Annotated in this window: 13 protein-coding genes and 1 pseudogene; 8 read left to right on the top strand and 6 right to left on the bottom strand. The window is 66.8% G+C overall.

The features are described 5' to 3' along the window. Positions 1 to 385: 385 nt before the first annotated feature. Complete coding sequence (locus Aple_RS55230) at positions 386 to 616, bottom strand: hypothetical protein (RefSeq protein WP_170321988.1); 231 nt, start codon at positions 614 to 616, stop codon at positions 386 to 388. On the opposite strand from Aple_RS55230, the gene Aple_RS55225 reads away from it, so the two are divergent. Then, on the top strand, positions 594 to 887 hold the full coding sequence (locus tag Aple_RS55225) for a septal ring lytic transglycosylase RlpA family protein (RefSeq protein WP_170321987.1): 294 nt from the start codon (positions 594 to 596) through the stop codon (positions 885 to 887). The two genes, Aple_RS55230 and Aple_RS55225, sit on opposite strands and share 23 nt — an antisense overlap. A 68-nt stretch (positions 888 to 955) precedes the next feature. Then, a complete protein-coding gene (locus Aple_RS45330) occupies positions 956 to 1,153 on the top strand; it encodes a hypothetical protein (RefSeq protein ID WP_218038844.1) in 198 nt (65 codons plus the stop codon). A 47-nt stretch (positions 1,154 to 1,200) separates the two neighbouring features. On the opposite strand, the gene Aple_RS45325 is transcribed toward Aple_RS45330, so the two are convergent. Beyond that, positions 1,201 to 1,809: a DUF1707 and DUF4870 domain-containing protein gene (locus Aple_RS45325; protein ID WP_155350991.1), complete on the bottom strand. Its 609-nt coding sequence runs from the start codon at positions 1,807 to 1,809 to the stop codon at positions 1,201 to 1,203. A 211-nt stretch (positions 1,810 to 2,020) separates the two neighbouring features. Here Aple_RS45325 and Aple_RS45320 point away from each other — a divergent pair, with 211 nt between their 5' ends. The 3 genes from Aple_RS45320 (at position 2,021) to Aple_RS45310 (ending at position 5,079) form a co-directional block, all read left to right on the top strand. Continuing rightward, complete coding sequence (locus tag Aple_RS45320) at positions 2,021 to 2,362, top strand: hypothetical protein (protein WP_155350990.1); 342 nt, start codon at positions 2,021 to 2,023, stop codon at positions 2,360 to 2,362. An 834-nt stretch (positions 2,363 to 3,196) separates the two neighbouring features. Continuing rightward, a complete protein-coding gene (locus tag Aple_RS45315) occupies positions 3,197 to 3,604 on the top strand; it encodes a YciI family protein (RefSeq protein WP_155350989.1) in 408 nt (135 codons plus the stop codon). Positions 3,605 to 3,705: 101 nt separating this feature from the next. Next, positions 3,706 to 5,079, top strand: coding sequence for an RNA polymerase sigma factor (locus Aple_RS45310; protein WP_155350988.1), 1,374 nt, complete (start codon positions 3,706 to 3,708; stop codon positions 5,077 to 5,079). 43 nt (positions 5,080 to 5,122) lie between these two features. On the opposite strand, the gene Aple_RS45305 is transcribed toward Aple_RS45310, so the two are convergent. Next, the gene (locus Aple_RS45305) at positions 5,123 to 6,178 is read right to left on the bottom strand and encodes a DUF4192 domain-containing protein (RefSeq protein WP_155350987.1); all 1,056 of its coding nucleotides are present in this window, start codon (positions 6,176 to 6,178) and stop codon (positions 5,123 to 5,125) included. A 408-nt stretch (positions 6,179 to 6,586) separates the two neighbouring features. Here Aple_RS45305 and Aple_RS56560 point away from each other — a divergent pair. Beyond that, positions 6,587 to 6,898, top strand: a pseudogene (locus Aple_RS56560) (DUF4326 domain-containing protein); the annotation flags it as partial. Here Aple_RS56560 and Aple_RS55220 read toward each other — a convergent pair. After that, positions 6,827 to 7,255: a hypothetical protein gene (locus Aple_RS55220; RefSeq protein WP_246265321.1), complete on the bottom strand. Its 429-nt coding sequence runs from the start codon at positions 7,253 to 7,255 to the stop codon at positions 6,827 to 6,829. The pseudogene Aple_RS56560 and the gene Aple_RS55220 sit on opposite strands and share 72 nt — an antisense overlap. 312 nt (positions 7,256 to 7,567) lie before the next feature. On the opposite strand from Aple_RS55220, the gene Aple_RS55215 reads away from it, so the two are divergent. Together Aple_RS55215 and Aple_RS45295 are read left to right on the top strand one after the other, a co-directional pair. Then, the gene (locus tag Aple_RS55215; protein ID WP_246265318.1) at positions 7,568 to 7,747 is read left to right on the top strand and encodes a hypothetical protein; all 180 of its coding nucleotides are present in this window, start codon (positions 7,568 to 7,570) and stop codon (positions 7,745 to 7,747) included. 305 nt (positions 7,748 to 8,052) lie between these two features. Then, entirely contained in the window at positions 8,053 to 9,072 is a 1,020-nt protein-coding gene (locus Aple_RS45295) for a Kelch repeat-containing protein (protein ID WP_170321985.1), read from the top strand. A gap of 692 nt (positions 9,073 to 9,764) precedes the next feature. Here the strand turns inward: Aple_RS45295 and Aple_RS45290 are convergent. After that, a complete protein-coding gene (locus tag Aple_RS45290; protein ID WP_155350984.1) occupies positions 9,765 to 10,541 on the bottom strand; it encodes an EI24 domain-containing protein in 777 nt (258 codons plus the stop codon). Between the two features lie 251 nt (positions 10,542 to 10,792). After that, a complete protein-coding gene (locus Aple_RS45285; RefSeq protein WP_155350983.1) occupies positions 10,793 to 11,395 on the bottom strand; it encodes a Maf family protein in 603 nt (200 codons plus the stop codon). Positions 11,396 to 12,313: the final 918 nt, after the last annotated feature.

Below are 12,313 nucleotides of genomic sequence, written 5' to 3'. Positions count from 1 at the left end.
TCCCGCTTTGGGGCGCTGTGAGATGGGTCACATCAATACGCATATGGGCGATTTGTCGCATATGTTCCGTAAAGATGTCCAATGACCTGTTATGGGATTGGGTAGTCGTTGTTGTCCTGTTTCCCTCCCGATCAAGGACTGTGGTTTCGTTGGGCCGGCATTCCTCCCCCAGTAAGGGTTCTCCCGCGCGTCGGATTGTGGTGGCGGTGGTCGTCACCGGCAGTGTGACCGCCGCTGCCGTGACGGCGTGGTCGGTGACCAGGGAGCCCGAGCTTGACGTTGCCAGGATGGCCCGGTCCGCGCCTGCCGCGACGTCTACGGCGAAGGGTCATCCGCCGGTGCGTACGCCGGAGAAGCCGGGCGCGGGGTCGAGGGCCGGGTCGGCTCAGTCGAAGGCCGGTGAACCGACGTCCGCGGGCGCTGAACCGAGTTCCCCCGCGGCGAGCACGAAACCAACCGCGCCCAGCCCGAGCACGGAGCCGAACCCCTCGGATACCGGCGCTTCCGCAGGTGCCAGCGCTGAGCCGAGCGAGGAGGCTCCGGTTCGCGCGGAACCGTCGGCGAGCCCGACAGCTTCGGAGTCGAACGCGCGGGTGGTCTCGTCCGGCAGCTGCAAGGCGGCCTACTACCAGGAGGAGCAGACCACGGCCAGCGGCGAGCGCTTCAATCCCAACGCGCTGACCGCCGCCCATCGATCCATCCCGATGCACAGCAAGGTCAGGGTGATCAACCCCACCAGCGGCAAGTCCGTCGTGGTCCGGATCAACGACCGTGGGCCGTGGGGCAACGGCGGCCTGTGCCTGGACCTTTCGCGCGCCGCCTACGACGCCATCGGCGACCTGCACACGGGCATCATGCGCGTGCGCTACGAGGTCCTCGACGGCTGATCCCGGGGACTGCCCCCACGGTCCGCGGGCTCGGACAGGCGTTTGAGCGAGCGCGGCAGGCCATCTGGGTGGTCGGCGCGCAGAAGGTGGTCGCGGACCTGGACACCGCGCTACGCCGCATCCGGACATGCTCGCTGCCCCGGGAGTGGGCGCGGTGCCAGAAGGTGTACGGCCAGCCGTCGTTCCTGGGAAAGATCCTGATATTCGAGCGCGAGCTGCCTGATCGCGGGACGGTCATCCTGATCCGCAGCGAAATCGGGTTCTGACCTTATCGAGTGGTGGCCACCACCGCTTGGGGGGTGCGCGGTGGTGGCTACTTGATCAGCCGGAGCGTGAAGGGGTAGCGGAAGTCGCCCTCGGCCAGGGCGGAGACGCCGCCGACAACGGACAGGGCGAACCCGAGGACCCAGATCACCGGGATCAGGACGATTCCGATGACCGTGATCGGAAGCAGGAAGGTCGCCCCCAGAACGGTCAGATGGAAGTTCAGGGCCTCGACGGCGTGTCTGCGGACGTAGGGGGACGACTTGCCGGCCGTGAGAAGCATGATCAGCGGGCCGACGACGAACAGGCCGGTCAGACTGATCAGGTGGGCGGCCGAGGCCACCACACGGTCGGCCGCGTCCCGGGCCATGGGGCGCGGGAGCTGGGTCGCGTGCACCGGGGTCAGGGAAGGCGGTGGTGGGATGTACGGGGGGCGGGAGCCGTACAGGTCGGTCATGATCGGCATGAGGTCGGCGTGGGTCCTGGCCGTCATGGCGAGGTGGAGGCGTTCGTCCATCTCGTCCTTATCGAGACGCCCCTCCGCGTACGCGGCCTTGACGTGCTCGACCACCTGGTCTCGATCATCGTTGGTCACCCGGAGCTGAGGGTGCGGCGCGGGCGCGCCGCCCGGCCACGGTGGTGTCGCTGCCGCCGGCATCAAAAGCCTTACCTTCCGTCGATCCGAGCAGCCGTGCGGGTACGCGCGACCACTTCCCCTTCGAGTCTGCCTCGCCACCGCGATGACGTGGCCTCTCGCCTACTCATATTCGATCGAGACAGGGCCGCGGTCCATCCGGGATGTCCCCCACGGAACCCCGGGAGCGCCCTCATTGTCACCGACTTGCGCTCAGGACCGGTATATAAGGGGTATGAGATGGCGTGACCGCTACGGCCTTAGGCGCAATCGCGGCCCCAAGGTCGCCAAATTCGACCGTGAGGCAACCGATCAGGACATCGAGGCCCTGATCGAGTTCGCCAAGTCACGAAGGGGCGTCGAGTTCTACGTCGAGCCGGAAACCTTCGCGACCGACACCACCGCCGTCGCGATCGCGCACGACGGCGAATGGACCCGCCGCCGAGTCGGCTCCCCCGCAGTCATCAAGAAGGTCGCCCGCGACCTCGCACTCCCCGTGTACGACGTGCAACTCACGGGCTACCCCGCCCGCATGCGCGCCTACAACGAACGCCGCCGCCAAGCCGAAGCCGACTAACCCCCCACCAACCAACCCACCTCACACCAACACGCACTTTCCCAACAACCCACCCACCGTCCTTCACCACACTTTCCGGACGCCCAACACCAAATACGCCCACATTCCCCCCGCATTAACGAACACCAATTTCTCCCAGCCCCAGGCTTCCACCTCCCAACACCAGACCACACGCCACCACCTGGGCTCCTCACCTGACCTTCCACTTTGTCCAGCGCCTTGCCCGCCGTCTTGCCCGCCGTCACTTTCTGGCCTCCGCCCGGGCCCTCTCATCAGGGCCCTCTCGCCCGGCCGTGACCGCCATCGCCTGACCGTAAGCGCCTGACCGTGAGCGCCATCGCCTAACCCGGCTTGCCACCCGCAACCGCCGCAGCCTGTCCCTCCTCTTCCTGGCTGGCCCTCTCACCACCGTGACCACCATCGCGTGGCCCTCCGGCTGAACCCTCCCCGCGCCCGAGCATCCCGTCCGCGCATGGCCATCACCTGAGCCTCTCGGCCCGCAACCGCCATCGCCCGGACCTCCATCTGGCCCTCCTCCTGGCGCCCTCCACGCCACCGTGACCACCGCTGCGTGAGTCACGTGAGCCTCGCGTGGCCCTCCCGGCTGAACCCTCCTCGCGCCCGAGCATCACCACCGCGCATAGCCGTCACCTCAGCCTCTCCACCGCCCACGACCGCCATCGCCTGGACCTCCTCGCTCCCTCGGCCGGCCGCTCTCCGGCCTCTTGTTGAGATTTGTCCTGGATGCTCGGGAGGATGTAGAGAACGTGGTGGCCTGCTTCTACCTACACGTGAGAGCGCCGAGTAGGGCGCGGGCGTCGAAGGAGCCGAGAGATGAAATACATGATGCTCATGCAGTTCGGGCAGCAGGCCGAGTTTCCGCCGATCAGCACGTGGCCGCCGGAAGATGTCATGGCGCACATCGAGTTCATGCACGGCGTGACCGAGAAGTTCACTGCCTCGGGGGAACTCGTGGACGCGCAGGGGCTGGCGATGCCCGACCAGGCCAGGACAGTGCGAGCCGGCGACGGTGGGATCCCCGTGGTCACCGACGGTCCCTATCCAGAGACGAAGGAGTTTCTGGTCGGCTACTGGATCTTGGACTGCGAAAGCCAGGAGCGAGCGTTCGAGCTCGCCGCGTTCGTCTCGGCCGCACCTGGACCGGGCGGCAAGCCGCTCAACATGCCGATCGAGGTTCGCCAGGTGATGTCAGCCCCACCCGAGGAACTGTCAACCCCCTGAGGCACGCCAAGTGATGTCCGCCCGAGAAAGCCGTCAACACTTTGAGATACGCCAAGTGATGTCCGTCCGAGGGCCGTCAACGCTTTGTGGCAGGCCGAGTGATGTACTTCCGAGCGGTCAACGCCTTGAGGCACTCCTGGTGGTGTCCGTCCGAGGAGTCGTCAACGCTGGATGATCGGGCCATCGATGACCTGTTGCGCGAACTCGCGCCGCGGGTCGTCGGCGTGCTCACCCGGCGCACGGGAGACTTCGACACGGCCGAGGACGCCGTCCAGGAAGCCCTGCTCGACGCCGCCGCCCAATGGCCGAAGGAAGGACTGCCCGGCAATCCGCGTGGCTGGCTCATTCAGGTCGCGTTCCGCCGGATGACCGAGCAGGTCCGCAACGAGCAGGCCCGCCGTCGCCGGGAGGAACTGGTCGCCGCGCGAACCCCGCCGGAACTGCGGTCCGCGCCCGCCGCCGACGACGCGTACGCCTCGGACCAGGACGACACGCTGAGCATGCTGTTCCTCTGCTGTCATCCCGCGCTCACACCCGCCTCCGCGATCGCCCTCACCCTGCGCTCGGTAGGCGGACTGACCACAGCCCAGATCGCCAAAGCGTTCATGGTGCCCGAGGCGACGATGGCGCAGCGGATCAGCCGGGCCAAGCAGCGCATCAAGACATCCGGCGTCCCGTTCGGAATGCCCGCCCCGCATGAACGCGCACGCAGACTCAGCTCGGTGCTCCATGTCCTCTACCTGACTTTCAACGAGGGCTACGCCAGCACCACCGGCCCCGACCTCCACCGCGTCGAACTCGCCCGCGAGGCGATCCGGCTGACCCGGATGATCCACGCCCTGCTCCCCGACGAATGCGAGATCGCCGGCCTGCTCGCCCTCATGCTCCTCACCGACGCCCGCCGCGCCGCCCGCACCGGCCCTCATGGCACCCCCATCCCCCTGACCGAACAAGACCGCAGCACATGGGACTCCGACGCGATCACCGAAGGAGTCACGCTCATCACCGCCACCCTGGCCAAGGGCGCGGTCGGCCCCTACCAACTCCAAGCCGCGATCGCCGCACTCCACGACGAAGCCACCACCGCCGACCAAACCGACTGGCCACAGATCATGGCCCTCTACGGCCTGCTGGAACGCATGTCCGACAACCCCATGGTCACACTCAACCGCGCCGTCGCCGCCGCCATGGTCCACGGCCCCTCAACCGGCCTCGACATCCTCAAAACACTCGACGCCGACGGCCGCCTCACCGACCACCACCGCTTCCACACCGCCCGCGCCCACCTCCGCGAAATGGCCGACGACCTCCCCGGCGCCATCGAGGACTACCGCACAGCCGCAAACCACACCACAAACATCCCCGAACGCGACTACCTCACCGCCCGCGCCGCCCGCCTAGCCGCGACAACATCCCCACCCCCGACCACCCAACCCAACACAGCAACCGATGACGCTTCCGATCCCCCGCCCTAGCAACCCCACAGAACGAGCAGCTCCCCAGGCCAACACCGTTCGGTTAGCTCGCGACGGCGGATGGTTCTTCGAGGAGGGCTAGGAGGGGGGAGAGCCACTTCATGGTGGGGGTGCCCATTTCTCGATCCAGGTCTTCGGGGGTGGGCATACGTTCTCGGAGGACGTTTGGGGGGAGCAGGTTGCGGATGGCACGGGAGAGAAGGACTGCCATTGTGTAGCGGGGGTCTGCGGTGAGAGCTCGGTCGAGGGCCAGAGTGGCGAGGGCGCAGTCACCGTTGCGCCACGCGGTGGCGGCCAGGAGGGAGGCCGCGGGGGCGGCGTGACGGGGGTTCAGGCGGCGGGTCAGGTCACGCCAGAGGGTGAGGTGTGCGGCGCGGTCGTCGATCAATGTCCAGGCTTCGTCTCGCACGCGGATTACCGCCAGATCGAGGCCCAAGCGAGCGGCCTCGTCGTCGTTGAGGCGGTCGCCGCGCGCGTATACGTCGATCGCGGTTCGGACCCGGGCTATTCCATCGGCCACGATGTCCGCGGGCTTTCCTCTGGCCAGGGTGATCCGGATGGATGTGATCGCATGGTCGGTCGCGCGGTTCATCGAGACGCGGGCCATGCCGCTGTATGGCGCGACCGAGCGTTCCAGACTGCGGCGGTTCGGAAGGGCGACCAGGCCCTGGACTACCGCCTCGGCCGCGATCGGACTCGCCTTGGGGTCATACGCCACCCCCTCGGGCGGGCAGCAGGCCACGCGCTGGCACACATACGACCAATAGCGGCCGTCGGCGGCACGCAAGGACTCGGTGATCTTGATGCCTGCCGTACGCAACAGGCGGGTGGCCTCGTCTACCCCGGCGGTCACAAGAGATCCCGGACCATACCCGATGAGAATGACCGTGGTGACCTGCTCGCGCTTGAGCAGCGGCACGAGTCCGTCGAGTGCGCCGGGTTCCGCGGGGAGATCCCAGCGCGTGGTCACCCGCACAGCCGACCCGATCAATCCGATCACGACCAGGCTGCGCTCGGGATAGAAGCCGATCAGGAACGGCACGGCGGCCAGGATGTCGGTCGGCGACGACAACCGGAGTCTCGGGTTCGCTGAACTCATGCTCGAACTATTCCGCCTCGGCGCTCATGCCCAGAAGCCGAACTCAATTCTGTGGACAGCCAACCTGAACCTGTTGCAATTGTGCCCTTGTGATTCACATTCCCGCAGGTCGCAGCATGCCCAGGAAAAAACGCCTGTGCATGATCTTCACGTTTACCGCGTGGACCAAGCGGGAAACTCGGCCGTCTGATATCACTCGACTGCGATTTGGGTGCACCGGGGCATGAAATGCAGGTCCGCCCGGAAGGATGTGCTCGGTACATAACGAACCAACTTCACAGTGATACAGGTGGTATTTGTGTCATTTCGTCTCGCCGGCAGCCATGTGTTCGCGGAGAGCGAAGATCATAATGCGGTAAAGAGGCCCGCGCGTTGAAGCGAGGCCGGTTACTGGGCAGAGCACTGTTTATGGGCATGCGCGACAGTCGATCCGTGGCTCCCCCATCCGTCGAGGATTGGTCCGATCATGAGCGATCCAGGCTGACCGCCCTGCTCGGCGGCGAGACCGTCCTCGTCAGCATGAACCAGCGGCGAGGCCACCCGCGCCTGATCGCCTGGGCCAAGTCCCAATCCCTGTATGTCCGGATCGACTCCCGGAGCGTGTGGGGCAACCCGCACGAGAAAGACGACGCTCTGCGCGGCGAGCAGCTACGCCGTTTCGAGGTCCACCTCAATGCGCGCCCCGATTTGCTCGCGCGGCTCGGCGAACTCCGCGGCAAGGCGCTGGCCTGCTGGTGCACTCACGGCCCTTGCCACGGCCAGATCCTCAGACTTCTCGCGGACGGTCCGGCCCCGCCGCCCGTACAGCCGGAGCCGGACGATCTGAGCCTCGAAGAACAGCTCGCCCTCGCCGAAGCCGAGAACGCGATCGAACACGGCCTCACCACATTCGTCGACGTCGGCCACGCTCTCTCCCGCATCCGCGCCGGGCGTCTCCACCGCGCCACCCACCCCCGCTTCGAGGACTACTGCCGCGAACGCTGGGGCTTCACCAAGAACCACGTCAATCGCCAGATCGACGCGGCCCATGTCATGGGCACCCTGGCCGTCACCCACATCCCCCGCCAGCACGATCACCGCCCCACCGTCCCGCCACCAACCATCCCCACCCCCACAAGCCCTCAAGAATCCAACCGCCTGGGCCAACTCAGCGGCCTCCGCGCCCCCACAACCTCACCCCACTCAGAAACCCTCCGCATCCCGGAATCCCGCCCTTCACCACCTCCCCTTCCTTCCTTCCATCCCGCCTCGCCATCCCATCCGCCCGCAGTCCCCCACCCACCGATCACCACATCAGCGGCGCATCCACCATTCGCACCGGAGGCGCACTCACCCCGACTCCAGGATTACGAAGACTCACCCGGACCCACCCGGCACCTGGACAATCTCGTGGCAACACTCGGCGATTTCCCCGCCCTAATCGCCAGCACCGAAGGCTTCGAAAAAGAAGCCTCACCAGAACAAGCCGAAGCCTGGTCTCAACAACTTGCCAGAGCCGTCAATGACCTGCAAGAACTACAGCGCCAGGTAGAGACCTTCCTCAAAACCAACGACCAACGAGACGCATGAACACGCAGCGCCGGTCCGCACGCTGATCGCTGATTCGAGGACGACCAGTCGTCACCAGGCCCGAGCCGTTGGTATCACCACCAGAACCGGCCGGCCACACACGTCAGACGATCGTGGAGGAAGAGGCCGGATCACAAGCTAGGAGCGTCGTACCAAGCGGCGGAAACCCGGGAGCATGTAGCGGTGTATATCCGAGCATGAGATGGATGTACGTGATCGGCGCTGTGCTCGTATTCGCCGGGTGTTCCACGGCCAGCTCACCGGAGACAGAAGGAACCCGGCCGAGCGCGAACCCAGCAGGCACGATGCTGAGATCAGTGGGGGACGCGGAGATCCCGCGGGCCGCGCATACGGCAACCCTGCTGCGAGATGGGCGGGTGCTGCTGGCGGGAGGGTGCACCGCCCACGGCTGCGAGGACAGCGAGCGAGGTCGGCGGTCGGAGTTCTTCGAGCCCGAGCGTGGCATCTTCGTGGCAGGGCCGGAGATGGGATCACCGAGGACCGGGCATACCGCCACCCGCCTGCCGGATGGCGATGTGCTCATCATCGGCGGGTGGCCCGGCGAGGGCAGGGATCCGTTGAGCAGCGCCGAAATCTTCGATCCTGGATCGGGGGCATTCCGACCGACGGGCTCCATGGCAGAGGGTCGGGGCGGGCACGTGGCAGCGTCGCTGCCGGATGGGCGTGTGATGATCACGGGTGGTACGGGGCCCGGCGGGCGAATCCTCGGCAGCGCGGAGGTTTACGATCCGCGGACCGGGCGGTTCGCCCCCGCGCCAGCCGCGACGCCGCGAACCGGAGGCACGGCGGTGACGCTGCGGGACGGTCGGATCTTCGTGGTCGGTGGGGATCCCGTTAGCACGATGGCTGAGATCTTCGATCCTGACGCGTTCAGGTGGCGCGTCACGGGGAGGATGGAGACCGCCCGCCGGAAATTGGGTGCGGCGGTGACGGAGGATGGGGCCGTATTGGTGGCGGGTGGCTCGGTTCCCGGCGACGGCGATCGCGACAACCTGCTCAACGTGGCCGAGTTGTACAGCCCAGCCACCGGAAGGTTCCGTGAGCTGCCACCGATGATCGAGCCACGCTACAAGATCGATGGCTCGCTTGTGCCGCTGACCGATGGCCGGATTCTGATCGCGGGCGGAGCGCGGATCCCGGAGATCTACAACGGGCGGTTTCACCCGGTCGCTGGGTCGCTGGACGCGGCCCGCCTGGTCGGTACGGCGACCATTTTGCGAGATGGCCGAGTGCTGATCACCGGCGGCTACGACGAGGACATCACACCGCGCGCGGCGGCCTATCTCTTCGTGCCGCGCGCATGAGAGCGCGGCGTTGGAAATCTGCCGCGGCATTGCCCTGCGAGTACGGCAGCCATAATTCATGACCGTTGACGGGTGAGACCTGATCGCGCTCACCGTCGCAGAAACGCGGGGATCACATCCGTGCTGGGCGGCTGGCAGCGCGCCGACCTGCTAGAGAACGTCACTGGCCCTGGCCGCCCGACGTCCTGACCGGCATGGAGCTCGTGGCCCTTGTCGCCGGAGTGAACCCATCCGCCACCAGGCCCGCGGCTCCCCGGCATCGCTACCGGAAGTGAGTCGCGGCCGGGAACCAGCGCAGCGCGCCCGCACGGGGACGGGAGGTGTGCCCGCTTGGAGGCGGGAGATGCCCGTGTAGGGACGCGATGTGCCGTGTGGGAGCGGGAGGCGAGCAGTCGAGGCGGTGTTGGGGCGGCGGCGACATGACCCTCAGCTCACACCCGTCAGACGATCATGGAGGCAGAGGGCAGGATGCCGAGCTGCGGCGTTCTTATCGCACCGAGGCAAGCGTTCGCACGCTAAGCACCTCGGTCGGCGGTTGTACCAGGCCGTCCAGCCGTTGGCACGCCACAACGTGGGATGACAGCCGTGGGTACGAAGCCCAAACGAACCCGTGCAGCGGGACTCAGCCCGCCCGGCGCCGGAGGTGACAGCGGGCGGGAAAGTTGGAGCAAGGGTGTCGGATGCTTCGAGTGTTAGGGCACCAGGGTTGACGGCGTTAGGCGTACGCGGACCATGAGGGTGGCGCCCGCTACGGCGCCGGGCATGGCGATGACGGCGGCGAAGGGGATCAGGAAGGTGAGGAAGATGGCGACGCCGAAGCCGAGAGCGGAGCCCTTGTTGTTGCGGAGGATGGCGAAGCGGTCCTTGCGGTGGAGGCCGCGGCGTTCCATGGCGAGGGCGGTGAGTTCGACGGTCAGGAAGAAGCCTGAGACGAGGGCGCCGAGGACGGGGACGATCGTCTGGCCGATCACGGGGACGAATCCGAGAACGAACAAGGGGATCGTGAACATCAGAACGTAGACGAGCGTCATGAGGCTGTCGCGGATGGAGCGGAACAGCGAGCGCCAGAATGGCAGGTCGTCGCCGGGTACCGCGCCGAAGTCCTCTTCGACCTTCTCCGAGAGTTTCTCGTAGAAGGGTTCGCCGATGGCGAGCGTGACGGCGGTGAACGTGATGATGGACAGTCCGAGGCCGACCACGAAGATGAGAATTCCGATCAGGGTACGGAAGAGGCCCTTCCAGCCCCAGTCATCGGCGAACGGGGTAACCCACGCGGCGATGTCGCCGGCATTCGTGGCTAGCCAGATCAGCGCCACCACGTACAGCACGAACGCGATCAGAGCCGGAATCAGGCCGAACAACCACCAGCCCGGACGCCGGGCGCACCAGCCCAGCCCTTTCAGAAAGAATCCCACCCCGTCTGCGAACCCGCCTACGTTGCGCCGAACCGGTTGCCCTATGCCACTCATGCCCGGCAGGCTAGCGTGTCCGCTCCCCCACCGCGACGGCTCGTTCCAACGGCTCAGCCAACGACGCGCGGTCAATGGTTGGCGGCATTCTGGCCGGAAATGACGACTCAGGTAGGCGCGCGGCAGAAGCTCCGGCGCCAGCGGGTGCCCGCCCCAATTTTCACGCCTGTGGCGTCGCCGGAAGGAACCGTTAAGCGTTCCAGGCGGGTGCCCTGACTTCCGCTGAGGTCACGTTGTGCGCGTGTAGAGGATCAGGTGGCTGAGCGTTGCCAGAAAGGTGTGATGGGGAAACCCAGATCGGTGAATAGGCGACGCAGGAGAGGCAGAGATATGCCGAGCACGTTGCCGTGGTCGCCGACGATCCCGTCGATGAACCAGCCGCCGAGGCCGTCGAGTGTGAATGCGCCGGCGACCTTCATGGGTTCGCCGCTGGCGACGTAGGCGACGATTTCGGCATCGGTGGGCGTGCCGAAGCGGATCTCGGTTGAGCCGACGGCCGACGCGGTACGGCCGGAGGTCGTGTGGATTACGCAGTGGCCGGTCAGCAGGTGGCCGGATCGACCCCGCACGGCGGTCCACCGTGCCACAGCTTCTTCTGCGGAATCAGGCTTTCCATATGCCACACCATCGAATTCCAGGACCGAATCACATCCGATGACAAGAATGTCGCCGGTAAGACCGTCCGCTACGACACGGGCTTTCGCCTGAGCGAGAGCCAGGCAGAGATCACCAGGAGTGGCCGCGACGATCGCGTCCTCATCCACACCACTGACGATCACCTTGGGGTCGAGTCCCGCATCACGAAGCACACCCAGCCGAGCCGGAGACGCGGAAGCCAGCACGATCTCAGTCACGCCACCCAAGCTTAGATCGTGCGCCCCCCTTCACCATCCACGCGGCCACAAAAGTAGGAGCCCTGCCGCAGCTTCGGAATCGCGAGCGCGATCGTTCCTAGCCACACCGGCATACCTCGCCCAGACCCCAGCCTTGGCAACGCCAGACTTCGCCCGCTCTCCGAGTTCCGCTCGGCACAGAATTGGGTGGTTCTCCCACCCACCCATCCCTCTGTTTCTCCTTGGGCTCCGCCCACCCCCGCCAACGCCGTGACACCCGCACGAAAGCCATGGCACGGATGTTCTCCCACCCCCTGGGAGCGTCCTCATCGCCGGGGTCGGCGAGAGCTACCAGCCCCTGCGCGGCGAACGCGTCCGCAGGACCGTGGACGCCATACTCGCAGCCGTGCTCGAATTCGCGGTGATTCGATGGCGATCGGCTCGTGATCTTCTGTGGATCCTTGTGATCTTCTATGGCTCACTGCTTCCGCGCTCGTGGGGGCGGGGTTGCCCGGCGGCTGCCTGTAGACGTGCCTCGTCGGTCTGGGGCGGGGCCGGGTGTGGAGTCGGGTGCGCGGCCGGAGCCGGATGCGACGCCCCGGGCGAAGCCGGAGTCGGGTGCGGCATTGCGGGCAGGGCCGGGGTTGGATGCGGCGCTGGTGGAGGCCATGCCGAAGTCGGATGCGACCCCCCGGGCGGGACCGGTTGGGTGCGGCTCCCCGGGCGGGCCGGGGTCGGGTGCGATGGCGGTGGGGGCCATGCCGGGGTTGGATGCGATGCCCCGGGCGGGGCCGGGGTTGGAGTCCTGGCTGTGGGTGTTTGCGGCCCGGACTGCCCGGGCTGCCCGGACTGCTGGGGTTGCCAGGGGCGTCCGGGTTGTCCGGATTGTGCGGGTTGTGGGGGTTGGCGGGGCTGCCAGGTCTGGTGGCGGGGCTGCCC

The organism is Acrocarpospora pleiomorpha, from assembly GCF_009687885.1.
In the GTDB taxonomy this organism is placed as follows: Bacteria; Actinomycetota; Actinomycetes; order Streptosporangiales; family Streptosporangiaceae; genus Acrocarpospora; species Acrocarpospora pleiomorpha.
This window is presented reverse-complemented; position numbering and strand designations above follow the sequence as displayed.

Excerpts from the sequence above, each read along its gene's own strand:
- Aple_RS45325 (WP_155350991.1), bottom strand. The coding sequence starts at position 1,809 with ATGCCGGCGGCAGCGACACCACCGTGGCCGGGCGGCGCGCCCGCGCCG.
- Aple_RS45320 (WP_155350990.1), top strand. The coding sequence starts at position 2,021 with ATGAGATGGCGTGACCGCTACGGCCTTAGGCGCAATCGCGGCCCCAAG.
- Aple_RS45315 (WP_155350989.1), top strand. The coding sequence starts at position 3,197 with ATGAAATACATGATGCTCATGCAGTTCGGGCAGCAGGCCGAGTTTCCG.
- Aple_RS45310 (WP_155350988.1), top strand. The coding sequence starts at position 3,706 with ATGTACTTCCGAGCGGTCAACGCCTTGAGGCACTCCTGGTGGTGTCCG.
- Aple_RS45305 (WP_155350987.1), bottom strand. The coding sequence starts at position 6,178 with ATGAGTTCAGCGAACCCGAGACTCCGGTTGTCGTCGCCGACCGACATC.
- Aple_RS45295 (WP_170321985.1), top strand. The coding sequence starts at position 8,053 with ATGCTGAGATCAGTGGGGGACGCGGAGATCCCGCGGGCCGCGCATACG.
- Aple_RS45290 (WP_155350984.1), bottom strand. The coding sequence starts at position 10,541 with ATGAGTGGCATAGGGCAACCGGTTCGGCGCAACGTAGGCGGGTTCGCA.